Annotated in this window: 18 protein-coding genes and 1 tRNA gene; 10 read left to right on the forward strand and 9 right to left on the reverse strand. The window is 61.9% G+C overall.

The genetic code is table 11. The features are described 5' to 3' along the window. Positions 1–14 precede the first annotated feature (14 nt). Positions 15–1,733 carry a phosphoribosylamine--glycine ligase gene (purD, locus tag B071_RS20030; protein ID WP_018525469.1) on the forward strand — a complete coding sequence of 573 codons (1,719 nt, stop codon included), beginning with the start codon at positions 15–17 and terminating at the stop codon, positions 1,731–1,733. After that, positions 1,730–2,407: an HD domain-containing protein gene (locus B071_RS15420; protein WP_018525470.1), complete on the forward strand. Its 678-nt coding sequence runs from the start codon at positions 1,730–1,732 to the stop codon at positions 2,405–2,407. The genes purD and B071_RS15420 overlap by 4 nt, the downstream gene beginning before the upstream one ends. Here B071_RS15420 and B071_RS0102210 read toward each other — a convergent pair. The 6 genes from B071_RS0102210 to B071_RS0102245 form a co-directional block, all read right to left on the reverse strand. Continuing rightward, a complete protein-coding gene (locus B071_RS0102210) occupies positions 2,363–4,123 on the reverse strand; it encodes a response regulator (RefSeq protein WP_018525471.1) in 1,761 nt (586 codons plus the stop codon). The genes B071_RS15420 and B071_RS0102210 overlap by 45 nt on opposite strands. Before the next feature lie 102 nt (positions 4,124–4,225). After that, positions 4,226–5,143 (reverse strand): AMP-binding protein, encoded by a 918-nt coding sequence (locus tag B071_RS0102215; RefSeq protein WP_018525472.1) that lies wholly within the window; start codon positions 5,141–5,143, stop codon positions 4,226–4,228. Next, the gene (locus B071_RS0102220; RefSeq protein ID WP_018525473.1) at positions 5,136–6,650 is read right to left on the reverse strand and encodes an AMP-binding protein; all 1,515 of its coding nucleotides are present in this window, start codon (positions 6,648–6,650) and stop codon (positions 5,136–5,138) included. The genes B071_RS0102215 and B071_RS0102220 overlap by 8 nt, the downstream gene beginning before the upstream one ends. Positions 6,651–6,685: 35 nt before the next feature. After that, on the reverse strand, positions 6,686–8,215 hold the full coding sequence (locus B071_RS0102225) for a sodium:solute symporter family protein (RefSeq protein ID WP_018525474.1): 1,530 nt from the start codon (positions 8,213–8,215) through the stop codon (positions 6,686–6,688). A gap of 1,711 nt (positions 8,216–9,926) precedes the next feature. Then, complete coding sequence (locus B071_RS0102240; RefSeq protein ID WP_018525477.1) at positions 9,927–11,297, reverse strand: MFS transporter; 1,371 nt, start codon at positions 11,295–11,297, stop codon at positions 9,927–9,929. Then, positions 11,294–11,827 carry a DUF2721 domain-containing protein gene (locus tag B071_RS0102245; protein ID WP_018525478.1) on the reverse strand — a complete coding sequence of 178 codons (534 nt, stop codon included), beginning with the start codon at positions 11,825–11,827 and terminating at the stop codon, positions 11,294–11,296. The genes B071_RS0102240 and B071_RS0102245 overlap by 4 nt, the downstream gene beginning before the upstream one ends. 51 nt (positions 11,828–11,878) lie before the next feature. Here B071_RS0102245 and B071_RS0102250 point away from each other — a divergent pair, with 51 nt between their 5' ends. Beyond that, complete coding sequence (locus B071_RS0102250; protein WP_018525479.1) at positions 11,879–13,222, forward strand: glycosyltransferase; 1,344 nt, start codon at positions 11,879–11,881, stop codon at positions 13,220–13,222. Between the two features lie 67 nt (positions 13,223–13,289). Here B071_RS0102250 and B071_RS0102255 read toward each other — a convergent pair whose 3' ends face one another. Beyond that, complete coding sequence (locus B071_RS0102255; protein ID WP_018525480.1) at positions 13,290–13,778, reverse strand: FKBP-type peptidyl-prolyl cis-trans isomerase; 489 nt, start codon at positions 13,776–13,778, stop codon at positions 13,290–13,292. 262 nt (positions 13,779–14,040) lie between these two features. On the opposite strand from B071_RS0102255, the gene B071_RS0102260 reads away from it, so the two are divergent. Together B071_RS0102260 and B071_RS0102265 are read left to right on the forward strand one after the other, a co-directional pair. Then, positions 14,041–15,825 carry an AMP-dependent synthetase/ligase gene (locus tag B071_RS0102260; RefSeq protein ID WP_018525481.1) on the forward strand — a complete coding sequence of 595 codons (1,785 nt, stop codon included), beginning with the start codon at positions 14,041–14,043 and terminating at the stop codon, positions 15,823–15,825. Between the two features lie 105 nt (positions 15,826–15,930). Further along, a complete protein-coding gene (locus B071_RS0102265; protein WP_018525482.1) occupies positions 15,931–17,565 on the forward strand; it encodes an ABC-F family ATP-binding cassette domain-containing protein in 1,635 nt (544 codons plus the stop codon). An 84-nt stretch (positions 17,566–17,649) separates the two neighbouring features. On the opposite strand, the gene B071_RS0102270 is transcribed toward B071_RS0102265, so the two are convergent. Beyond that, positions 17,650–17,723, reverse strand: a tRNA-Ala gene (locus B071_RS0102270). 184 nt (positions 17,724–17,907) lie between these two features. Continuing rightward, entirely contained in the window at positions 17,908–18,228 is a 321-nt protein-coding gene (locus tag B071_RS0102275) for a Dabb family protein (RefSeq protein ID WP_018525483.1), read from the reverse strand. A 193-nt stretch (positions 18,229–18,421) separates the two neighbouring features. Between B071_RS0102275 and B071_RS15425 the strand changes: the two genes are divergently transcribed. The 5 genes from B071_RS15425 to B071_RS0102300 all read left to right on the forward strand — a co-directional run bounded on the left by B071_RS15425 (position 18,422) and on the right by B071_RS0102300 (position 24,162). Beyond that, complete coding sequence (locus B071_RS15425; protein WP_018525484.1) at positions 18,422–19,222, forward strand: sensor histidine kinase; 801 nt, start codon at positions 18,422–18,424, stop codon at positions 19,220–19,222. A gap of 5 nt (positions 19,223–19,227) precedes the next feature. Then, positions 19,228–19,977, forward strand: coding sequence for a response regulator transcription factor (locus tag B071_RS0102285; protein WP_040587084.1), 750 nt, complete (start codon positions 19,228–19,230; stop codon positions 19,975–19,977). A 187-nt stretch (positions 19,978–20,164) separates the two neighbouring features. Next, entirely contained in the window at positions 20,165–21,178 is a 1,014-nt protein-coding gene (locus B071_RS0102290; protein ID WP_018525486.1) for an ABC transporter substrate-binding protein, read from the forward strand. Positions 21,179–21,291: 113 nt separating this feature from the next. Next, the gene (locus B071_RS0102295) at positions 21,292–22,980 is read left to right on the forward strand and encodes an ABC transporter permease (RefSeq protein WP_026244915.1); all 1,689 of its coding nucleotides are present in this window, start codon (positions 21,292–21,294) and stop codon (positions 22,978–22,980) included. A 21-nt stretch (positions 22,981–23,001) separates the two neighbouring features. Further along, the gene (locus tag B071_RS0102300; protein ID WP_018525488.1) at positions 23,002–24,162 is read left to right on the forward strand and encodes an ABC transporter ATP-binding protein; all 1,161 of its coding nucleotides are present in this window, start codon (positions 23,002–23,004) and stop codon (positions 24,160–24,162) included. Positions 24,163–24,225: the final 63 nt, after the last annotated feature.

Genomic DNA, 24,225 nt, shown 5'->3' on the forward strand with positions numbered 1-24,225 from the left:
GCGAGGAGGGAAATGTGAAAATTCTCGTCGTCGGTTCCAGTGCCAGGGAACACGCCCTCGCCTGGCGCCTCTCTGCGGGGGCGTCTCCGGCGGAGGTCACGGTTGTTCCGGGGAACCCCGGGATCGCCCGGGACTACCGGTGCGTCTCCGGGGAGGTGACGCCCGATCTCCTGGAAAGAGAGTCTCCCGACCTGGTGGTGGTAGGGCCTGCGGCGCCTCTGGTGGCGGGGCTCGCCGACGAGGTGCGGCGCCTGGGCATCCCTGTGGTGGGCCCTCCCGCCGAGGCAGCCCGCCTGGGGGGCAGCAAGACGGCGGCCAAGGAGATGATGGTTCGTCACGGAATACCGACCCCACCCTTCCGCTCCTGCAGCGATACCGACCAGGCACTCGCGGCGGTGGATGACCTGGGAATACCCGTAGTTGTAAAGGCCGATGGCCTCACCCGGGGATCGGGAGTGACGGTGTGTACCTCCCGGGACGCCGCCGAAATAGCTATCGACGGGGCCCTGCGGCAGCGTCGCTTCGGAGCCGCCGGGGAACGGGTTGTTATAGAGAAACACCTCCGGGGTGACGGGGTCTCCCTCACCGTCCTGGTGGACGAGTCGGGGTACCTCCTCATGCCCGTGGCCCGCAGCTACGAGCAGGCCGGCGAGGGAGGGCAGGGGCCCAATACCAGCGGCATGGGGGCGATCATCCCCAACCCCGCGGTCTCGCCCGGGATCATCCAGTCGATTGAGGACCTGATCATCAAGCCCAGTATCGAGGCGATTCATCAGGAAGCGGCTCCCGGGGCAGGAGCCTATCGGGGCTTCCTCCACTTCGGACTGATCCTTTCCGACGACGGTCCCCAGATGGTGGACTACAAGATCCGTTTCGGCGATCCCGAGGCGCAGGTGACGCTGCCGCTCCTGGAGGGCGATTTTGCGGGGCTCCTGCTGGGGCTCGCCCAGGGACGACTCATGGAGGCTGCCCGGGAGAGCTCCTTCGGGGTGCGTTCCGGCGCCGCCTGCTCGGTGGTGGCTGTGGCAGCGGGGTATCCCGGGCCCTCCTCCCCGGGTGAGTTTCTGCACGACCAGAGGGGGGGCGACGAAGCCCGGCAGGGGACGTCGATGGTCTTCTTTCACGAGGTTCAGGAGGAGGGTGCGGGGCTTTCTACCGCCGGGGGACGCGTTCTTACCGTCTCCGCCGTGGCAGGCGATCCCGATGAGGCCCGGCTTCGGGCCTACCAGAGGATGCTGCAGCTCTCTTTCCGGGGAATCACCTTCCGGCGCGATATCGGGGGTGATCCCGTCATCTCCCGGGTTATGGAGGAGGGCGATGTCTTCCTGCCCCAGTTCAGCAAGCGGGGAGGGCTTCTCCCCGTGGTGGTTCAGGAGGTGGAGAGTGGCGATATCCTGATGGTGGCCTACGCCAACGATGAGGCCCTGGAGGAAACCCTGACCTCGAGGCGGGCTGCCTTCTGGAGCACCAGCCGGAACAGGCTCTGGATCAAGGGCGAGACCAGCGGTGACACCCTGACGGTGGAAGAGGTTCGGGTGGACTGCGACCAGGATGCCCTTCTCTATCGGGTGCGCCTGAACGGACAGGGTGTCTGCCACACCCGCCAGGCCGATGGGGCCCATCGCAGGCGGTGTTTCTACCGGTCTGTGAAGGAGCGCCGGGAGCTCTCCTTTTCCGATGGTCCTCACGAGGCTCCTCACCATGGCTCCGAGTCGGGAGGGTGCTGTTCATGAAGGGGCCGNCCCCCTCNNCGGAGTCTCCAGACCCCGCGCTGGGGGCCNTGCTGGATCGGCTGGANCGGTTTGCCGAGCTGAAGGAGGTTGCCCGAACGGGGTGGGTGTTGCGGGGCGTTGAGCGCCCCGAATCCGTGGCCGACCACAGCTGGGGTACGGCGCAGCTCTGCCTCGTCCTGGCTCCGCCGGAGGTGGACCCCTTCCGGGCCGTCGCCATGGCGGTGGTTCACGATATCGCCGAGGTTGATACCGGTGATATTCCCCGGAGAGTCTNCCCCGATGCCCGAACCATTCCGGAAGNNGTCAAAGAAGAGCTCGAGGCGGCGGCTCTGGAGGCGCTCTGTGGAGAGACGGGAACGGTGCCGGGGGTGGGCTCCCCCGATCTGGCGNTTCTGGNCGAACTCTGGCGCGAGTACGCCCGGGGTGCCACCGAAACGGCCCGGTTCGTACGGGATATGAATCTGGTCGACCTGTGTCTCCAGGCGGTGATCTACGAGAGAGGCCGNCGCTACGACCCCGAGGAGAACCGGCAGGCTTTCCCCGACTATTCCCGTCTGGAAGAGTTTTTTGCTACCAGCGGGCCCCGTTTCTGCACCCCCCTGGGGAAGGCGCTGTTTCGTGCCCTGGAGCTACGATACCAGGAGATCCTCGGCGAAGGCCACGGTGAANCCTAACCCTTCGGGGAGCGTCTCNTCCTGACAGGTTCCCCGGAGCTGGCTGGCCAGAACCTCCAGCATGTCGGGGCACCCCTCGTTCCAGGCGTGATTGCCTTCGCGGCACCCCTCGGGGAGCGAGAGCCCCTCGGCGGGAGATATCCCGGTAATGGTCAGGACCAGCTGCTCTTCCCGGGAGACAAGAGAGACCGCGATGGTGATGCGCCTGGTCCGTTCCGGCATGAGGCGTTCCATGATCTCCGTGATGATCAGCGAGAGGGGTACAGCGGCGCGCATGGGGAGGAACTCCGCTTCCACGTGGTAGGAGACATCGGCCGTTACCCGGTATTCCGGGGTTGTCAGGCCCAGGCAGATGATCCGCTCGAGCAGGGGCCGGGCCTTGATTCGGGAAAAGGATTGCTCCCGGTAGAGCTCGTCGAAGACCTCGCTCACCGCNGCGATCCTGGTATCCACGTGGAGGGGATTGCTGATNCTGACCAGGCTCGCCACCAGCTGAAGGTTGTCCCGAACCCGGTGCTGAACCTCGTGGAGCAGGGCCTGCCGTTCGTCTTCCAGGTGGCGTCGGGCCGTGATGTCGGTGAGGGCCAACTGGATTCCCATGATCCGGTTGGCCCTGTTCCGAAAAGGGCTGGCCTGGACCTCCCCTATGATCTCCGTGCCGTCGGGTAACATCAGGGGGACCTCCCAGAGATTCGTCTCGGGCGATTCTCCGGAGAGGAAGGCGCCCAGAATCCTGGTGAACCGTTCCTCTGCCTGGTCCCGGTGGGAACAGGCCACGTAATCCCAGGGTTTTCTGCCGATCATCTCCTGGGGCGCGCGGCCTATCATGCGATGGCAGGAGCGGCTCACGTAATTTATGAACCCCTCCTGGTCGGTGGTGCAGATCAGACTGCTCGTACTCTCCACGATATTCTCGTAGTACTCCTCCGAGAGGAGCCGGTCCGTCACGTCCTGCCAGAGCAGGGTGGTGCAGCAGTCTCCCCGGGGCCGGGCCGATATTCTCCGGGCCCGGACCAGCCGGGTTCCCCCCGACGAGAGCGGAACCTCCACCTCTACCGCCAGGGTATCCTGGTCATCCAGGAGAGCCGCCAGGGCAGGTCGGGTTGCGGGGTGGAGGAACGTTTCCAGATCACGCCCCAGGATGAGCTCTTCCGGGGTTTCCAGGAGGTTGCTGAAGGCCACGTTCATCCATATGACCGACCGCGATGAATCGACCCGGCAGATTCCGTCGGTGATGTGATCCAGAATCTTGTCTGTCTCGGCCTTGAAGTCGATCAGCTCCCGGGTTATGTGGCGCGAGTGGATCTCGTCGGCCCCCACAACGCGGCCCTTGTNGCAGATGGTCCGCATCTGCTCAAAATGGCTGATCGAATCCTGGAGATATTTGAGGGTGCTGGCGATGGGCCCCTTGGCGATGTAGATATCGCAGGGCACGGCCTTGCGGAGTTCCGGGGCCTCGGCGGCAACGCCGGAGATCACGATGGTCTTGAGGCCCTTCCACTCCGGGACGGCCCTGATGATCTTCAGGAGCTTCTCGCCACTGATGTTGGGCATGATCAGGTCCGTAACGAGAATATCGGGGACCTCTTCCTCGATCGCCCTGAGCGCTGCCAGACCGCTCTCGGCGGTACGAACCTGGTATCCCAGCGATTCCAGGCCGATTCGCAGGAGGTCAAGAATGTCCGGGTCGTTATCGACTACGAGAAGGCGTACCATACAATTAGTGCGATACCATACCCGCTTTTTTACATTCTGTCACTATATATTTTCCGATTTAAAACAGAAGGTGCNGTTCTCCCGGGCCCCGGCCGGAGATGATCACCTCCGGTAGGCCAGGGCTCGGGTTTTTTCGTAGCCAAAGAGCTCGTCCCGTTTCAGGTCGCCCGGATCGACACTTTCTCCAAAGGCCTCCTCCAGGCGCGCTGCAAAGGCATCGCGGAAGGACTCCAGGGGAGGCCGCGCTCCCGTGAGTTCTTCCACGCTGATCAGGGGTTCCATCACCTTGTCCTTCACCTCGGGAGTCACCCAGATGACCCGGAAAAAATCTTCCGTCTTCAGGGGAGCCAGAAAGCAGACCGTGTTGATCACGTAGAGATTTTCGATCTCCGAGACCAGGATGGTGGCCAGTTTTCTGCCTCGGGCGCGGATGCTGCCCCGGTGTTTGTACCAGGCTTCGTGGGCTCCAAGATCGTGGAGGGTTTTTTCCAGCATCCCGCCAACCCTGCGAAAAGCCTCATCACCGTCGGCAAAGCGGGCTTTCTCCACCACGAACTGGATATTCACCGTCGCATCGGGGCTGACAAAGACCAGTGTGCGCTGGCCCGCCAGGATAACCTGCTCCAGGGCGGGAACCTCGTCGCGGATCTCGTCGAGGAGACTGACAAAATTGGCCAGGAGAATGATCGCCCGGGCCCCGCTGTCGTTCAGGATATGGGCGATCTCCCGCCCCTTGTACATGGCGTTGAAGGGCACCGCCGTGGCGCCCAGCTTCTGAATCCCGTAGAAGCTGTAGATGAACTCGGGGATGTTGGGGAGCATCAGCGCCACCCTGTCTCCCGGTTCGATCCCGAGCTTTTTCAGGCCGTTTGCTACGCGGTTGGCGTTCTTGTCGAGCTCGCCGTAGGATATCTGACGGTTGGCGAAGCGAATNGCCTCTTTCCGCTTCAGTTTCCGGGCAACTTCCTGGAGGATAACCCCCAGGGGTGCCGGCTCTGTCAGGATTGGCTGATTAGACATGGCTGGAATCCTCCCGATTGATAAGTCGATCGTCCTGAACCTCTCCGCGCAATTCCCGCCGCAGGACCTTTCCGGCGGCGCTTTTGGGGAGGGCCTGGACGAACTCGAAGAGCTTGGGCACCTTGTAGGGTGCAAGATGGGCCGTGCAGAACTCCGAAAGCTCTCCCTGGGTCAGGGAGCCCGCTTCCTTGAGTACCACAAAGGCCTTTACCGCCTCGCGTCCCCGCTTGTCCCGGACCGCCACAACGGCCGATTCCTGCACCGCCTGATGGGTGGCGATCGTCTCCTCCACCTCCCGGGGTGATATGTTGAACCCGCCCCGGATGATCAGNTCCTTCTTCCGGTCTGTGATGAAATAGTAGCCGTCGCCATCGCGATAGCCCAGGTCCCCCGTATGAAACCAGCCGTGGTGGATCGCCTCGTCGGTGGCCTCGNGGTTATTCCAGTAGCCCTGGGTAACCACAGGCCCCCGGATCACGATCTCCCCCTCCTGGTTATCCGGGAGCAGCGATCCTTCCTCGTCCATGATCGCCATCTCGATACTCCCTGCGGGAGGGCCGATGGAGCCCTCCTTGTAGGCCTCCCCGCTGGGGTTGAGCGAGACCGCCGAGGTCGTCTCGGTGAGACCGTAGCCCTCGTTGATTCTGGTCTGGAAGAGCTCCTCAAACTCCTGGATCGTTGCCACGGCCAGGGGAGCACCCCCGGAGATGCACCCTCGCAGGGATTTGGGAATCGTCTGTTTTCGCACGCGGGCCGATTGCAGAAGGTGCTGGTACATCGTGGGNATCGCGATCAGCAGGGTGGCCTCCTGTTCCGTGATGGTGGCCAGCAGGTTTGCCGGGGAGTAGTGCGAGACCAGGGCCATGGAGCAGCCGTTGAAAACCGAAGCAACCAGACCGTTGGAAAGACCGTAGACGTGAAACAGGGGAAGCACCAGAACTACCCGGTCCTCGGTCCGCATCTCCATTACCGAGGGAACCACCTGGGAGCACTGGGCGTAGAAATTGGCATGGCTCAGCATGACCCCCTTGGGTTTTCCCGTGGTACCCGAGGTGTAGAGCAGAACCGCCGGTTGATCCATCTCCACCCGCTCGGCGGTGAAGGAGTCGGAAGCCCCGGTCATGAGCGCCCCCAGCGAGACCGTATCTACGGGCTGTGCCCCCGAGCGGCCGCTTCGGGGCTGGCGGGCCACGTCGATCTCCTCCCGTTTTGCTGCCTCCTGGTCCACCGAGAGGTCCGCCCCGGCGATAATGCCCTTGCGGGAGACCCCCTGGATCACCACCGTATCGGGCAGCTGGTCCTTGGAGAGCATATATTTTCCGGCAATTCGTCCCTCGGCCAGCCCCGTGGCGTAGGCCAGGATATCGGCGGCGTCACCCGAGGGGTTGAAGATAAGTCTGAACCCCCGGGGGCCCGGAGCCCCGGGAGGTTCCTGGCGGGCATCCTCCTGTGGGGAGTTCCCGCGCCGGGATGCCCCGGTGCTTTTCCTGAAAAAATTGAAAGCCATGATTTTGCTCCTCCTCCCGGAGTTCTCCTCCGGAATCAGCGGGTGCTCTCGGCGAGGAGAAACTCCTCCACCTCGTCAAAAAAGATCGCCTCGGTCTGCTCGTCTATGGGAGGGCTCAGGAGACTCACCACCACATAGACCAGGGCGTTCAGGGGAAGGGTGGGAATCACGGGATGAAGATCGAAGAGCAGAACCCGGGCACCCTGGGCATCGCGCACGATCAGTCCCAGGATGAGATATATNGTCCCCGTCAGGGTCGCTGCGATAGCTCCCTGTCTTGATCCCCGCTTCCAGAGGAGTCCTCCCACCAGAGCCGGCGCCCATTGGGCAAAGCCCGGCACACTCACGTCGGTAAGATAGAGCGCCATCGCCTCCTGGCCCAGACCCAGTTCGACCGCTGCCGTTACCAGGAGACTGGCGGCCACGATCCCGATCACGGCCCATCGCGCGATGGCCGTAATCTCCCGGTCGCTGGCGTGGGGATTGATTACCCCCTGCACCAGATCGCGGGCCACGAGAATACTGGACATCATGAGTTGTACCGCNGCGGTGGAAATTGCGGCGGCCACAACACCCATGAGGACAAAGACCCCAAACCAGGCGGGNAGATAGGTTTGAATGATGGTCTGGACTATTCGATCGGCCTCGGCGGGATCGGTTATGCCCGGTGCCACGGCCGGAGCGACCAGGGAACCCCAGATGAAGGGAATAATGTAGAAGAAAAGCCCTCCCAGGGTGAAGATCAGCAGGGGAAACCACTTGAAGAGCTTCTTGTCCCGGGCCGTCATGGCACCGATGGTGATATGGGGCCAGGAGAAAGCCAGAAGGCCTACCACGAAGGTTCCGAAGATCAGTACGGGGGTGTAGGTTCCCTCAGGCCCGGGAGCTGCCAGCTTTGCCGGTTCGGCCTGGGCGATCCGGGCCGCCGCCTCGGCGAGCCCCCCCTGGGGAAAGAGAACCGCCACGATCCACACCAGGGAACCCAGCAGGGCCGTCACGTAGACCGTGCCCAGAAAGATATTCACCCAGGCGACGATCCTCATTCCCCCCAGAAGGACCAGGACGATCAGGAGAACCGCCGTGTAGGCCGCCCCCACCCAGAGGGGGAGCCCCGTGAGCGCCTCGAACCCCCGGCCCACGCCCANGGGCTGTACCCCCACGTAGGGAACGATGAAGGCCAGGATCGTCACCGAAAGAATGAGCCGCAGTGCTTTGGACTGATACCGTTCAGCCAGGAGCTCCACGGGCGAGAGAAACTGGTTCAGCTTCGCCAGGGCCCACAAGCGGGGTCCCAGGAACATATAGAGGCCNGCGAAACCNGCTACGGATCCCCAGATGAAGAAAACATAGCCCGGGCCCTCCCGGTAGAGAACCCCCGGGAAGCCGTAGAAGGTCCAGCTCGAGGAGATGGCGAAGAGAACAAAGAAAAACATCACCACCACGCCGATGGTGCGTCCGCCCAGCATGAAGTCCTCGGCCGTACGCGCCGAGATTTTGTAGCCGTAGGCGGCCATGACGATGATAATCAGGCCGAAAAGAGCCAGGGCAAAGAGATCGAATGTCATCACGGTACCTCCCGGGGGTCAGCGATAGGGCCAGAAAAAGAAAAAATAGATCACGTAGGACACCAGCCAGGCCGCCACAAAGGAGACNCCCGTGAAGAGGGGCATGGTCATCCACCCGAAAATCAGAATCGGTTCACCGCCGGGAGGTAGTTCGAGTAACCCCGTGAAAACCGTGGCTGCCAGGGCAACCACCGTTGCCAGAAGAAACAGGAGGTACACTTTCCCCGGGCCGTGACCCAGCATCTCGCGCATGCTGCGCCTCCTCATTGATAAAAGATAAATAGNTAAATTCAAACTACAGCGGACGGGAGGCACTGTCAATAAAAATTCGGTCATCGACCGACAAAATTGCAGAAAAAACCCCGGGGAGNGGCGTTCCCCGGGCGCGGTCCGGTGCGGCGAGCCCCGCCGCGCCCCGGGGACAGAGCCCTTCAGGAGAAGTTGCCCCGGGAGGGAGCCCTCCCCGGGATAGGGCTCCCGGGGGCCGGGGATCGCGGGAGCGGGCTCCCCGGGAGCAGTCGCTCAGGAGAGGGTGAGAAAAATTTCCCTGATTCGCTCGCGTTTTTCCCGGGGGCGATGTTGACTCGCCAGAGCTGACCCCTGGGTCCTGCAGTATTCGCTGGTGGCGATCCCCCAGCGAACCGCCTGGTGGAGGTCCAGGGCCTGCTTGCCCTGGTCCATCTGCTCTGCCAGGGAAGCCACAAGGGCTCCCGTGAAGGGCTCCCAGTAGGCTGGCAGGGGCTGGGTGGTGAGGGACTCCTCCCGGGGCTGAAAGGTTCCGGCGCTGCTCCTGAAGAGGATGNCGCCACCGGTGCAGGCGATGACCACGGCCGATACGCCCCGTCGGAGAAATTCCCGGGCCGCTTCGGAGGNCCCGGACTGGCCCGTGAGCGTCAGGGCCCTGGTCTCGGTGAGAATCAGGAGCTCTGTGGCTGTCCAGGCGGGCTGAAGAGCCTCGGAGCCCCCCCCGGCAGCGTNGAAGCAGCTACTGCGGGTGTTGCTGTCGCCGCTGTGGTTCCCCGGGCTGGTTCCCTCGGGAATCAGNAAACTGTCCGGAGCGTCGTGGACGATGGTGAGCGCTCCGGCAGCCCGGGCCCGGTCCACCGCCTTGTGAAGGCCGGAAAGGAGGGGCGCCAGCGTCCCCGTTGCTTCGAAGGTGGTGATGCTGTGGCGGTAGAAGCTCTCGGGGATATGCTTGAGCCGGAAGGTCTCTGTCACGCCCGGAGTGTAGAACAGCTCGGGCGGACCCGCCGGTTGGGAGGGAGGGTCTGTTCCCTCCCCGGGGGACTTGTCATCCCGGGCATACCGGGCTTGGGGAGTCTTTCCGGGGGTCTGGATAAAGTGATCCCAGTGGATCGACGTCCTGGAGAGGANCTCCACCAGGCGGTTTCCGGCGGAGTCGTTGCCCCGGAGGCCGTAGAGCGAGACGGGGATCCCCCGGGGACGCAGGAGCTGCGCCGCGTGAAANAGTGCCACCGCCACAGATCCCCCCAGGATCCCCCGGGCCGGGTCGTGGTGAGCCTTCCGGGGGTATTCAAGGTAGGGGGCCCCGATTCCCGCAATGGTCACATTCATGGGCGCCTCGCCGAGGAGGCTCGCCTCTGTTCCATCTTCATGTCTCCTCCCGGGCAGGCCCGCGATGGCGCCTGTCAGAGTTGTGCGGTTTTCCCTGGGTGACAGCTTAGCACGGTTCGGGCCGATTTTGGAGAGATCATTCCCGGGGCTCCNGGGGTAACCNCTTCTCTTCGGCCTCTTTCAGGGCGATCCGTTGCCGGATCTCATCGTGACGGGCCCGGGTGATGGGGTAGAAGTGGAGAATCACGATCCCCGCAATGAAGCAGAGCGCCGGCAGCGGACCGGCGATAAGGCGAATTCCGAGCAGGGCCGAGGGGGGCTGCTCGGGAACTACTCCTCCCAGGGCCTCGCGGTATCCGAAGAGGGNGAGGATCCAGCCGTTCAGGGCGATNCCCAGGGCCTGGCCGATTTTGGCCATGAAGGTCCACTGGCCGTAAAAGACGCCTTCCCGCCGGAGACCGTTCTCGGCGTAGTCGTAGTCCACGATATCGGGGAGGATCGCAAAGGGCATCACGTACTGCGTGGCAAAGCCCGCCCCGGCTACGGCCATGATGAGGTAGGCCAGGCCGGGACCGGTGCGGTGCCCCAGCACGTAGAAGATCAGCACCGCTGCCGCAAAGATCCCCATACCCAGGTTGTAGCTGCTCCGCTTGCCGATATGGGCCGATATCCGGACCCACAGGGGAATGCAGACCATGGTGGCCCCCAGGAGGATGGGCAGGGCGATCTGAAAGGCCCCCTCGTCGCGGTAGATGAAGCGGAAATANTAGAGGAGTGCTCCCTGGAGAATATTGATCCCCGCGATGTGGAGGGACCAGGGAATCAGGGCCAGCAGGAATGGCCTCAGGCGGAGTACCGCCAGGTGCGACNTCAGAAGGTTCTGGCCCGNCAGATTTCCGCGCCAGGGCTTCTCCCGGATCGCTGCAACCACCACCAGGCTGGAGGCGGCGATCACCCCGCCNATAACGGCACTCATGGCCACCCACCCCGGCGCACCGCCCCCGAAGAGGTTCACCAGGGGAAGGATCGCCCCGGCGCCGATGAAGGTCCCCACCACGGCAAAGGACATGCGGTAGCCGTTGAGGAGGGTTCTCTCGTGAAAATCGTCGGTCAGGTCCGGTGTGAGAGCCCCGTAGGGAATGTTGATGAAGGTGTAGCCCGTGTTTACCAGACAGTACGTCAGGACAACCCAGAGAAAGGGCTGCCCCCGGGGAGGCAGAAACATCATGATCAGCCCCGCCCAGATCAGCCAGGCCCCGGCAAAAATCCAGGGGCGACGTCGTCCGAAGCGTCCCGGGGTTCGATCCGAGAGATACCCCGTGAGGGGATCGCTCAGGGCGTCCCAGATCTTTCCGATCATCAGGGCCGTACCCGCCGTGGCNGCGGCCATTCCCGCCACGTCGGTCAGGTAAAAGAGCAGATAGAAGCCGCTCATGGTGAAGAAGAGGTTTCCTCCCAGATCCCCTGCGCCAAAGCCGAGTTTGACCCTCCAGGTCAATCCTTTCATGGGTCAGTCCTGCCCGGCTCGCCCCNGCCGGGGGTGTCCCTGTCTGATGTGTTTCTGTCTGGCNTGCCCCTGCCGGGTCTGTTCCTGCCGGGTCTGGCCATATCGGCCTTGTCCATATCGGCGAGCTGGAGCTTGAGCGCCCCGATAGAAATATTCACCTCCCAGAGCGAGAGGCCCAGCGAGGCCAGCATCGCCGCCAGGGCCGCGATAAAGAGAACCTCTCCCGCCAGAATCCGGCCCATGAAGAGCAGCAGCATGGTGACCACGCAGAGAAAGAAGGAGGTCACCCCCATGGCTTGCATCCAGACGATGATCTTCAGGCGAATCCGGAGGTTCCTGATCTGTCCCGCCACGTGGGTTCTGGGATCTTGCTGGTACTGCTGGTGAAGCTGGCGCACCAGACCCGCCAGGGTGATAAAGCGGTTGGTATAGGCAAGCAGGAGCAGGGATATTCCGGGGAAGAGCAGAGCCGGCGTGGTGAGTGTAAAATCCATGAGAAGAATGTACCATAGGGCAGGGGCCGGAGGCATCTCCTTTCCCCTCTGGAGAAGAGTGTTTATACTATGGCGGGGGTGAAATGTATGAAAATTGTGATTTTTACCGATACCTATCTCCCGAAGATCGACGGCGTCGGAATATCGACGGACCAGTTTTGTCGGCTTCTGGTGGCNAAGGGGCACGACTTCATTATTTGCGCGCCCCAGTACGGTGATGACCACAATCAGCCCGATCACAGTGAGTCCGGTCACAGTGAGCCNGGTTACAGTGAGGGCGAGGGTAAGGGCATCAGGATCATCCGCTTTCCCAACAGGGCCCTTCCCTCCTATCCCGAGGTCAAGCTGGCGCGACTCTCGCTCCGGAGGATCCGGGAAGCCATGTCCGAAAAACCCGACCTGGTTCACATCCAGACCCCCGGGCTCCTCGGCCAGTACGGCATCGCCGCAGCCCGGCTCTACTCGGTGCCCGTGGTGGGCACCTATCACACCATGGTGAACGAGGTGGGGATGTATCTCTCACCCTATCGGTTGTTCAAGCTGGACAAACTGGTGGAGAAGGTCAAGGATACCCTCTCGCTGGATCTCAGGACCGAATTGAGCCGGGCCGAGCACTCGCCCCGGCGTTCGCTGGCGAACAAGATCATCCTGCGCCTGACCAACGAGCTCTATAACCGGTGCGAGGTGGTCATCTCACCCACGGAACTGATCGCGGCGGAACTTCGCGCTGCCGGGGTTCGTCGTCCCCTGAAAATCGTCTCCAACGGTCTCGATCTCGAGACCTTCCACGGGGAGCCCCGNCAGCTCGCGGGTGAGGAGATCCGCTATCTCCACGCAGGNCGGATCTCCTTTGAAAAAAACGTGGACATCCTGCTCTGGGCCTTTTCCAGAATCCGCCAGGAGCANCCCCGGGCGCGGCTGGACATCGTGGGTGACGGCCCGGCCCTTTCCTCCCTGCGGGTAGAGGCTGAACGGCTGGGGATTTCCGGGTCGGTCAATTTCATGGGCTTCGTCTCCCGGGAGGAACTGGCCCGGCTCTATCCCCGGTACGACTGTTTTCTGACGGCCTCCACCATGGAGACCCAGGGGCTGGTGGTTCTGGAGGCTCTNGCCAGCGGGCTTCCCGCCGTGGGTGTCGATTCCTACGCGCTGCCCGAGCTNATCCACCCCGAAGAGAACGGGTATCTGGCGAGGCCCTTCGACGATCAGGAGATCGCCGCCCGGGCGCTTCAGATCACCTCCGATGGGGAGCTCTACGCCCGGTTTTCCCGGCGGAGTATAGAGATCGCCCGTGGCCACGACGTGAACCGCAGCGCCGATCTGCTGGAAGAGATCTACGCCGCCGCCGTGGCGGGGAGCTTCCGGACCGGCCCGCGAAGACCCGGTCCGGACCACCCCTCGGAGCCACCTCCCCGCTTTCCCGATCTCTGATTCCCGATCTCTGGCGGNCCCTGGCGGACCCAGGCAGATTCTCCGGCGGGGAGCCTCTGCCTGGGGTCTAGTGGTCTACGCCGCCGGGACCCTGGTGGACGTGGCCGTGGTCGAGCTCGTCGGCCGTGGCTGCGCGGACATCGGTAATCTCCACGTCGAAGACCAGGGTCTCGCCCGCCAGGGGGTGGTTTCCGTCGAGGGTTACCTGCTCGTCGCCCACCTCAACAAGAGTTACCACCAGGTCCTGGCCCTCTGCGGCCTGGGCACGGAACTGCATCCCCGGGGTAAGGGCTTCCTCCGAGGGGAGTCGGTCTCGGGGAACGGTGAAGACCAGCTCCTCCTGGCGTTCGCCGTAGCCATCGGCGGGAGCGATGGTGGTGTTCACCGTGTCGCCCACGGACTTTCCTTCCAGGGCCGATTCCAGCCCGGGGATGATGTTCTGGTGGCCGTGGAGATAGGCCAGCCCCCCCGTCTCGTCGGAAGAGTCGAGGACCGAGCCCTCTCCGTTGCGGAGAGTGTACTGGATTGTTACTACTGAATCATTTGCAATGGTCATGATGGAAGCCTCCTTGCGGCTTGCGTCTGTTCTGAGTGCTCCGCAGATGTAAGTGCCCCGCAGAAAAACAAAAAACCGGGGCTGTCTGTCCGGCTTGGCGCTTCCACACGTCGATGCGGGCGAGACACCTCTCTTCTGCCCGTTTCCTCCATTGTAGGGACCGCCCTGCGGTACTGTCAACAGGAACAAACCCCCTCGGGGCGGGTCCTTTGGGGGACGGGAACCTTTGCAACGCACCATGGGAGGGTGTAGACTGGTAGCAATGGCACAGACAACAACCAAGAGCCGATCCCTTCCCTGGGATTTTCTGGACGACTACCGGGGAGAGCTCTTCTCCGGCAGATGGCCCACCCTTCCCCAGGTATTCGAGATATCCCTCCGGCGGTTCCCGGACCGTCCCTGTTTTACCGTGTACGAGCCCGGGCGGGTCTCTCTCACCTACCGGGAGGCCCACGAACGGATCACCGCCGTGGCGCGGCATCTGCGTTCCCTGGGTGTTCGCCCGGGGGATCGCGTCGCCGTGACGGGCAAGAACAGCCCCGAATGGGCCGTGGCCTATCTGGGGGTGCTCTTTGCCGGNGCCGTGGTGGTNCCCATCGATTACCAGCTCCACCAGGAGGAGATCGCAACCCTCATCAGGGCGGGGGGGGCCGAGGTTCTCTTCGTTGACGAGGAACGGTTCGATTTCTTCCAGGCCGGGGCGGTTCCGCTGAAGGCGGTGCTTAGTCTGGCCCGCTCGAAAGAACCCTACCTGTACTCCCTCGCCCCCCCTCCGGGCCGGGAGCAGGGCCAGCCTGCGGGAGAGCCCGTGGACCAGGAGGAAGAGCTTCCGTCGGTCCCGGTGGAGACCCCGGCGGCGATCCTCTTCACCTCGGGCACAACGGGGCGTCCCAAGGGCGTTGTCCTCTCTCACGAGAACCTGGTAGCCGACTGCTTTCTGGCCCAGGCGCACCTGACGCTCTATCATACCGATGTGTTCTACGCGCTTCTGCCGCTGCACCATAGCTACTGCATGCTGGCGGTCTTCATCGAGAGCCTCTCCGTGGGGGCCGAGACGGTCTTCGGAAAGCGTGTGGTGATCTCCCAGGTCCTTCACGACCTGCGGGCCGCGAAGGTTACCATGTTTCTCGGGGTCCCCCTGCTCTTCAACAAGCTGCTGGCGGGGATCATGCGGGGTATCCGCGAGAAGGGCCCCGTGGTGTACGGAATCATCCGCATCCTCATGTGGAAGAGCGGTCTGGTCAAGAAACTCACGGGGATTAACCTCGGGAAACGGCTCTTCAGCACCGTCCTGGAGAAGGCCTCGCTCTCCACAATCCGTATCTGCATCTCCGGAGGGGGGCCGCTGGCGCCCAGCGTCTTCCGCGCCTACAACCAGCTGGGGATCGATTTCATCCAGGGCTACGGTCTCACCGAGACATCGCCCATCCTCACCCTGAACCCCGTGGAACGCTACAAGGAGACCAGCGTGGGGAAGGTCCTCCCCGAGACGGATATCCGCATCATCGACGCCGACGAGCGGGGTGTGGGTGAGATCGTGGTAAAGGGCCCCATGGTTATGCAGGGCTATTACGAGATGCCCCGGGAGACGGCCCAGGTCTTCACCGACGACGGCTACTTCCGGACGGGCGACATGGGGTATCTGGACGACGAACAGTACCTCTACCTGACGGGGCGCGCCAAGAACCTGATTGTCAGCGAGGGGGGGAAGAACGTCTACCCCGAGGAGATCGAAAACGCCTTTCAGCTCTACGACGAGATCGCCCAGATTCTGGTGCGGGGCTACCAGTCCGAGCGGACCCCGGGGGCAGAGCTGATCGAAGCTCTGGTGTACCCCAACAGGGATTTCTTCGCAGCGGGAGCTCCCGGCGGAGCCGGGCCGGATCAGGAAGCGTCATCCCGGGAGGTGGAGGCTCGAATCAAGGCGATCGTGGACGAGGTAAACAAGCGGCTTCAGCCCTATCAGCGAATCTCCCGGACGCAGCTGGTGGAGCAGGAGATGGCCACCACCTCCACAAAAAAAATCAAGCGCGACACGGTAGATTAGAGCGCCCGCTCCCGTTTATACTCCCTCCCAGGGGGTGCTTCTGCACTCCCCTGGGTAGACCCTGTTGCATCGTCACACCGGAAACCAACTCACAAGGATAGATATATGATTAGTGCATCAAACGTAACCCTCTCTTTTGGCCAGAGGGCTCTCTTCAAGGACGTGAACATCAAGTTCACCCCCGGGAACTGCTACGGCATCATCGGGGCGAACGGGGCCGGAAAATCGACGTTCCTCAAGATCCTCTCGGGAGAGATAACCCCCGACAGCGGAACCATCGCGATCACGCCGGGAGAACGGCTGGCCGTGCTCCAGCAGGATCAGTTTCAGTTCGATCAGTATCCCGTGCTGCATACCGTCATCATGGGCTACCGGAAGCTCTACGATGTGATGGTAGAAAAGGACGCGATCTACCAGAAAGAGGACTTTACTGAAGAGGACGGACTCAGGGCGGCGGAACTGGAAGGCGAGTTCGCCGAGATGGGGGGCTGGGAGGCCGAATCCGAGGCGGCCCGCATGCTCTCCGGTCTGGGGATAGAGGAAAAATACCACCACAAGCTCATGGCCGATCTTGAGGGAGGGCAGAAAGTGCGGGTCCTTCTGGCCCAGGCGCTCTTCGGCGAGCCCGATATCCTGCTTCTCGACGAGCCCACGAACAACCTGGATCTCGAATCGGTGTCGTGGCTCGAGGACTTTCTCTACGGCTTCCCCAATACCGTGATCGTGGTGAGTCACGACCGGCACTTCCTGAACACCGTCTGTACCCACATCGCCGACATCGATTTCGGCAAGATCCAGCTCTACGTGGGTAACTACGATTTCTGGTACCACTCCAGTCAGCTCATTCAGAAGCAGATGCGGGACGAGAAAAAACGCCGCGAGGACAAGGTGGCGGAACTGCGCGAGTTTATTCAGCGCTTCTCCTCAAACGCGGCCCGGTCGCGCCAGGCCACGAGCCGTCAGAAGCTGATCGACAAACTCTCGATCGACGATATCCAGCCCTCAAGCCGGAAACGTCCCTATGTCAACTTCGATCCCGAACGGGAACCGGGCAAGAAGGCGCTGGAGATACGGGGGCTCTCGCTTTCCGTCGAGGGCGAGGATGTACTGAAGGATCTGACGCTCACGGTGCACCCGGGGGACAAGATCGCCTTTGTTGGCCCCTACCACCAGGCAAAGACGGCGCTCTTCTCCGTCCTGGCCGGCGAGGCCGAGGGTGAAACCGGCGAGTACGAGTGGGGCACCACCATGACAGCGGGATACTTTCCCAAGGATAACAGCTCCCATTTCGAGACCGATCTCTCGATCATCGACTGGCTTCGCCAGTACACCAGGATCGAGGAGGAGGCCTACGTCCGGGGGTTTCTGGGGCGAATGCTCTTCTCGGGGGATGAGTCCTTGAAGAGCGTCAAGGTTCTCTCGGGAGGGGAGCGGGTGCGGTGCATGCTCTCGATGCTTATGCTGTCCCGTCCCAACGCCCTGATTCTGGACGAGCCCACGAACCACCTGGATCTGGAATCGATCACCGCCTTGAACGACGCCCTCATCGATTTTCCGGGAAACGTTCTCTTTTCCAGTCACGACCACGAGTTTGTGAATACCGTGGCAAACAGGATCGTGGAGCTCACCCCCGGGGGGATCATCGACAAGACCATGTCTCTTGACGAGTACCTCAAGAGCGATGATGTGCGGGAGTTGCGGGATTCGCTCTATCACGGGCATCACACCCTGGAGATTTAATCCCCGGCGGGCTGCCCCTGGAGTCTCGGGCTCCGGGGGTGGAGGGTCAAAAAAGCCGCTCCGGGGCGGCTTTTTTGCTAGTTCTGGAGAATACCGGATTCGAACCGGTGACCTGTTGATTGCGAACCAACCGCTCTAGCCAACTGAGCTAATTCCCCGATCTCGGCAGGCCCGGTGCACCCCTGCGGAAGGTCACCCTGGGGGGCGCCGATCCTGCCAGGGCCGTGAAGGGCCATGAGCAAAACTACCGGCCCCTCGGGCTTTTGTCAAGGAAAATATTCGGGCCTGGGCGCCTGCGGGACCGCAGTCTTCGGGCGGGCCGGGTCAGGCGGGCCGGAGGCATCACCCGGGGGGATTCTCGGGGACCAGGTAATCCACAACCTGGCGGGACTCCACCAGTTCGCCCATAAAGTCCACCACGGCCTGGTGTTCGGGATGAGCCTGGTAGTTTTCGAGCGCCTGCTGGTCGGAAAACTCCGAGTAGAGGGCAAGATCGGCCGAAGCAGCGGTGCGGCTCCTGTCGATCCCCGCCTCGATCCGGAGCAGGCCGGGAATGCGCCCCTGGAGCGCCTCGAGCCGTTTTTGTATCTCCCCGGCGTTTTCAGCGGCCGACCGGCCTGCCGCGCGGGCTTTCAGTTTCCAGAATACCAGGTGTTTGACCACAGGAACCTCCCGGGAATTTTCCCCATCCTATCACAGCCAGGCAGAATCTGGGGAGGCCCGGTAGCGTCATGGGAGACCCCGCAGAATCCGGGCAGGGCGTGCTTCTGTGGAGTTGTGTATACACCCTTGAGCAGAGCTGCCCGGGGGCCTTCCTGTGGTGCCCTAAATCTGATTAATTCGTTATGCTTGTCTCATGGCCTTGTCCTGGATTTCCCGGTTTTTTCCGGGGCGCCGGAGGGAGCAGGAGCTCCACGAGCTGCGGCGCACCCTGGAGGAGAAAAACCGTATCCTCTCTACCCTGGCTCACGAGCTCAGGACACCCCTGACGGTGATGCAGACCACCACGGCGGTGTTGCTTGAGGAGTTGCCCGGTCCGCTCTCGCCCCGGCAGCGGCACTTTCTCGAATCGATGCACGAGAACACCTGCAGAATGGTTCAGTTCGCCGAGGCGATGCTGGCCGATATCAAGGTGGGCCGTGAATGGATGCCGCTGAACGCGCAATATCTGAATCTGCGCCGTATCGTCCAGCGGGTGAAGACCTCCATGCAGCCCCTTCTGGAGGAACGGCACCAGTCCTTGCGTATCATCTTCCCCTCGCTTCTCTCGCGTCCCCGGGGAAACGAGACCTGGATCTACCACGTCCTGACCAATCTCATTCACAACGCGGCAAAGCACGCCGGTGAGGGAGGGGTGGTGATCATCTCCGTGACCCAGCACGACCATTGTGTCTCCCTCACGGTGAGTGACAACGGGCACGGTCTGCTCCGGGCGGGGCGGGAGAAGATCTTCGAGGAGTTCTATCAGGAGGAGCCCCAGGCGGATGCATCTCTCCAGGGTTCGGGGCTGGGGCTCGCCATCGTGAGAAACGTGATCGAGCGCCACGGGGGAAAGGTCTATGTTACTACGGCCTCCGGTCTGGGGACGATGGTCTCCTTCACCCTTCCCCTGGAGCCGACTCCGGAATCGGCCCCGGAGCCGGATGAGAAAGGATGAACCCCATGGGCGGTGAAAAGATGGCGCGCGTTCTGGTGGTGGACGACGAACAGGCGATTGTGGATCTTCTGGTATTTCTCCTCGAGGATCAGGGCTATGAGGTTCGCTCGGCCGGTCGGGGCGATACGGCTCTGGAGATAGCCCGAATCTGGAACCCTGATCTGGTGATTCTTGATATCGGCCTTCCCGGGATCGGGGGGCTCCAGGTCTGCCGGGTGCTCCACGAGAGGGGTACCCTCGTGCTGGTTCTGAGCTCCCACGACAAGGATGACCAGGTGGTGGAAGGCCTCGAAGAGGGGGCTGACGATTATGTGACCAAGCCCTTCAACCACCGGGAGTTGCTGTTGCGGGTGGAAAAGCTCCTGGAATGGTCCCGTGGCCGGGAGCGGTCCGGTCAGAAAGATCAGGAGGGGACGCCCGGGGGAGCCCTCAAGGGGGTCTTTCTTCGGGAACCTCTGGTCCTGGGGGATCTCCGGATCGATCCGCTGCGGGGCGAGGTCTTTCGGGGCGAGGTGGCGGTGCAGCTCACGGTTACCGAGTTTCGTCTGCTCTCGCTACTGGCCCTGGCGCCGGGCCACCCCGTGGCGGTGGAGACGATCCTGGAACGGATATGGAACAGCTCCGACTGGGAGGGAGGTGCCGAGATGGTGAAGGTAAATATCCGGCGTCTCCGGCAGAAGATCGAACCCGATCCTTCGCGGCCCCTGTACATCCTGAACCGTCGCGGCATGGGCTACTATCTTGCCGAGGGGTGAGATCGCCGGGGCTGTAGCGGGGCTCGCCGGGAAATCCCCTGGTGATGATTTTTTTCGTGATCTTCTGTCCTGTAACCAAAATCTAACGTAACTGTAACCTGATTGTTCCTTGTGAATTTTGCGGAGAGGCACCTACAATAGTGCATCCGTGAACGATTTGCACGGAATTATCTGAAGGAGGATTGTCATGAAAAAAGCGATGATGCTTGGTCTTGTGGCCCTGATGAGCGCCACGGTGCTCTTTGCAGGAGGCCGCCAGGAAGCAGGACAGCGGATTACGGCGTACACGACCCTGGACGAAGAGCTGGCACGGAACGTCTTTGCTGCCTTCACCCGGGAGACGGGTATCCAGGTTGATTGGGTGCGTCTCTCCACGGGAGAAGCCGTGGCCCGGATCGAGGCCGAGCGGGCGAACCCCCAGGCCAGTATCTGGTACGGAGGAGTGGGCCTTGGTCATATCGAGGCGAAGAACAAGGGCCTCACAACTCCCTACAACTCTCCGGCAGCTACCATGCCCGAGCAGTTCCGGGATCCCGACGGCTACTGGTCGGGAATCTACGCCGGTCCCCTGGCCTTCGCGAGTAACAACAACGTTATGGAGCGCCTGGGGATTGATGCTCCCGACTCCTGGGAAGCGCTCCTGGATCCCCGGCTCCGGAACCAGGTCCAGATGGCCAACCCCGGATCTTCGGGAACTTCCTACAACGTGCTTGCCACGATGGTGCAGGTTCACGGGGAAGAGGGCGGATTCGAGTACATGGAGCGGCTGGACCGCAACATAACCCAGTATACCCGCTCCGGCTCCGCACCGGGACGTAACGTTGCTATCGGTGAGGTGGGTGTTGCCATCGGGTACGCCCACGATATCGTGCGGCTGATCGCCGAGGGATATCCCATGACCATGACCGTTCCCGAGGGTACGGGTTTCGAGGTTGCCGCTGTCTCCCTGATCGCCAACGGGCCCGAGGATCAGCAGGAAGCCGCCCGGAAGCTCTTCGACTGGGCTCTGGGAGAGACCGCTGCAAAGCTCTACGCCGAGCAGTTCGTGGTTCCCTTCGTGGATGTGCCCCTCGCACCGGGAGCGGTCCCCATCCGGGAAGTGAACGTGATCGACCAGGACGACGAGTGGGCCGCTCAGGAGCGGGCTCGCCTGGTGGACAAGTGGAACGATACGATCGGCGCCTCGGCACGGACCGAGTAGTCCGGGCCACCGATTCCCTTTCTGTTGTCCGGGGGCCTGTGGCTCCCGGACAATAACTCTTGCCAAACCTGTTAACCTGATCCGGTACACGTGATCCAGAAAAAGGAGAACCGATGTCGTCACAAGCAATAGCCCGGGCTCGCCGGCGTGCTGATTTTGCGCAAGTTCTTCGCGAGCCTGTTGTCGTAATAACGATTCTGGCGATATTCGCAATGCTTGCTCTCTTTATCATTTATCCTATCTACGCGGTCTTTCGTCTGAGTCTTACCCAGGACGGGGGATTTTCGACCGCCGTATATCAGGATCTCTTTTCCCGCGTGCGCTATGTGCGGTCCATAACAAACAGCATCCTTCTGGGTACTGTGGTGGCCACCCTGGCAACGATCGTGGGATTTGTCTTTGCCTTTGCTATCTATCGGGGCGGAATCCGCTTTCGGGGGTTTTTCCAGACCATGGCGATCCTTCCGATCATATCTCCGCCCTTCATGTTTGCCCTCTCGGTTATCCTGCTCTTTGGACGCAACGGGCTGATCACGGCCCGTCTGCTGGGGCTCGATACGAGCGGAATCTACGGCCTGCCGGGGCTGGTTCTGGTGCAGACGATCAACCTCTTCCCCATTGCCTATCTTACCCTGAGCGGGATCCTCCAGGGGATCGATCCCGACGTTGAGACCTGCGCCATGAACCTGGGGGCATCGCGGTTCACCGTGTTTCGCACCATTACCCTTCCTCTGGCAAAACCGGGTATCCTCGCTGCCTGGCTGGTGGTCTTTGTCAGTTCCATGACCGATTTCGGAAACCCCATCATGATCGGGGGGAGTTTCGATGTTCTCTCCGTTCAGGCCTACCTGGAGTTTACCGGAATGGGTAACCTGCCCCGGGGTGCTGCCCTGGCGGTACTGCTGCTGATCCCCACGGTGATGGTCTACTTCCTCCAGAAGTACATCATGGGCCGCGGTTCCTACGCTACCATCACGGGCAAGTCCTCAAAACGGGGCAAGCCTAACTCGAGCCCCGCCTTGAGGGCTCTCCTGACGGTTTTCTGCCTGGGAATTACGGTGATCGTGGTGCTCTTCTACGGTACAATCATTGTGGGGAGCTTTGTCCGGCTCTGGGGTGTGGACTGGAGTTTTACCCTGCGGCATTTCAACTACAGCTGGGATGTGGGACTCTCTACCCTGAGGAACACGATCTTCCTGGCCCTGATCGCGACGCCCATCACGGCGCTCATGGGGACAGCTATCGCCTTCCTGGTGATGCGCAAGCGCTTCCCCGGCCGGAATGCCATGAGCCTTCTGGCGATGCTGAGCTACGCCATTCCCGGTACTGCCATCGGTATCGGCTACGTTCTGGCCTTTAACGTGGCTCCCTTCCGCTGGTCCGGCACGGCCTTTATCCTGGTGACGGCCTATGTGTTCCGCCATGTACCGATCGCCGTGGAGAGCGGGATCGCCGCGCTGAAGCAGATATCGCCCGAGATCGAGGAGTCCTCCACAAACCTGGGAGCGAGCAGTGCCCGAACCTTCCAGAACGTTACCCTGCCGCTCATAAAGCCGGCCTTTTTTGCGGGGGCCACCTTCTCCTTTGTGCGGAGTATGACCGCTATCAGTGCGATCATCTTCCTCGTATCGGCTCGCTGGAACCACGTGACGGTCCTGATCCTGGCGCAGACGGAGATCATGCGTCTCGGTGTCGCCTCGGTCATGTCGTTTATTCTTATTCTTATTATCATGGCCGTTATCGGAATCATGATGAAGCTTACCGGTCTCAAACGGGATCAGGTCTTTTCATCGGGCCAGTAGGGTCCGGGAGGGAGAAATATCATGGAACAACAGACGATCGATCGGTCCGCTGCCGCAGAATTTGCAGCGGACCCCAAGGATTCAAGAAAGCCCGATTATCTCGTCCTGAAGGATATCGTAAAGGATTTTGTCGATGGTTCCGGGGGAATTGTCCGGGCCGTGAACTCCGTCTCCCTGAGTGTGAGCAAGGGAGAGTTTGTGACGCTCCTGGGGCCCTCGGGGTGCGGAAAGACCACGACCCTGCGGATGATCGCCGGGTTCGAGAGCCCCAACGGGGGTACCATTCATCTGGATGGGAAGGATATCACCCAGGTGCCCCCCTTCCAGCGGAACATGCCCATGGTTTTCCAGAGCTATGCCCTGTTTCCGCACCTCACAATCTTTGACAACATCGCCTACGGTCTCAAATTGCGCGGGGTGAGCCGCGAGGAGATGCGTCACGACGTGGCCGTGGCCAGCCAGATGGTGAACCTGGTGGGGCTGGAAAAGCGCTATCCCGGTGAGCTTTCGGGGGGGCAGCAACAGCGGGTCGCCCTGGCGCGGGCTCTGGTGCTGAAGCCGGACATCATCCTCTTCGATGAGCCCCTCTCGAACCTCGACGCGAAGCTGCGAATTCAGACCCGGACGGAGATCAAGCGCGTTCAGCAGCTTCTGGGGATCACGGCGCTCTATGTAACCCACGATCAGTCCGAAGCCTTGAGCCTTTCCGACCAGATCGTGATCATGAACAAGGGCGAGATCGTTCAGCAGGGTCCCCCTGAAGAGATCTACAATGAGCCGAAGACTCCCTTTGTCTCGGATTTTATCGGGAACGCCAACTTTCTCGACGGTGAGGTGGTGGATGTCCAGAACGACAAGGTTACCATCTCGGTGGATCGGGCCAAGTTCGTTCTTCCCGCTTCCCGCTGTCCCCGGGATATCGCTTCGGGTGAAGCGGTTCTGCTCTCGGTAAAGCCCGAGGCGATCAGGGTGACGGGGTCCGCCGGAGCGGGTGCGGAACTCACGGGAAAGATCGATGTTTCGGCCTTTGTGGGTCCCATCACGGAGTACAAGATCGTCTTTGGTGACGGGATTATCACCGCCCTGCAGCCCAATCGTCCTGGCAAGACCCACGTCCACCGGTCGGGCGAGGAGGTTGCGCTCGAGTTCGAGATGGAGTCGCTCCGGGCTTATCGGGCCTGATCAGCGGGAACGTCTCTGAAGAGGATCCCCTGCTCGAGAAATCGGGCAGGGGATTTTTTTGTC

The sequence above is a fragment of the Alkalispirochaeta alkalica DSM 8900 genome (genome assembly GCF_000373545.1).
Taxonomy (GTDB): Bacteria; Spirochaetota; Spirochaetia; order DSM-27196; family Alkalispirochaetaceae; genus Alkalispirochaeta; species Alkalispirochaeta alkalica.

Bases quoted from the DNA above. Each gene is read 5' to 3' on its own strand.
- B071_RS0102290 (WP_018525486.1), top strand. From the start codon at position 20,165: ATGAAAAAAGCGATGATGCTTGGTCTTGTGGCCCTGATGAGCGCCACG.
- B071_RS0102295 (WP_026244915.1), top strand. From the start codon at position 21,292: ATGTCGTCACAAGCAATAGCCCGGGCTCGCCGGCGTGCTGATTTTGCG.
- B071_RS0102255 (WP_018525480.1), bottom strand. From the start codon at position 13,778: ATGACCATTGCAAATGATTCAGTAGTAACAATCCAGTACACTCTCCGC.
- B071_RS15425 (WP_018525484.1), top strand. From the start codon at position 18,422: ATGGCCTTGTCCTGGATTTCCCGGTTTTTTCCGGGGCGCCGGAGGGAG.
- B071_RS0102300 (WP_018525488.1), top strand. From the start codon at position 23,002: ATGGAACAACAGACGATCGATCGGTCCGCTGCCGCAGAATTTGCAGCG.
- B071_RS0102285 (WP_040587084.1), top strand. From the start codon at position 19,228: ATGGGCGGTGAAAAGATGGCGCGCGTTCTGGTGGTGGACGACGAACAG.
- B071_RS0102265 (WP_018525482.1), top strand. From the start codon at position 15,931: ATGATTAGTGCATCAAACGTAACCCTCTCTTTTGGCCAGAGGGCTCTC.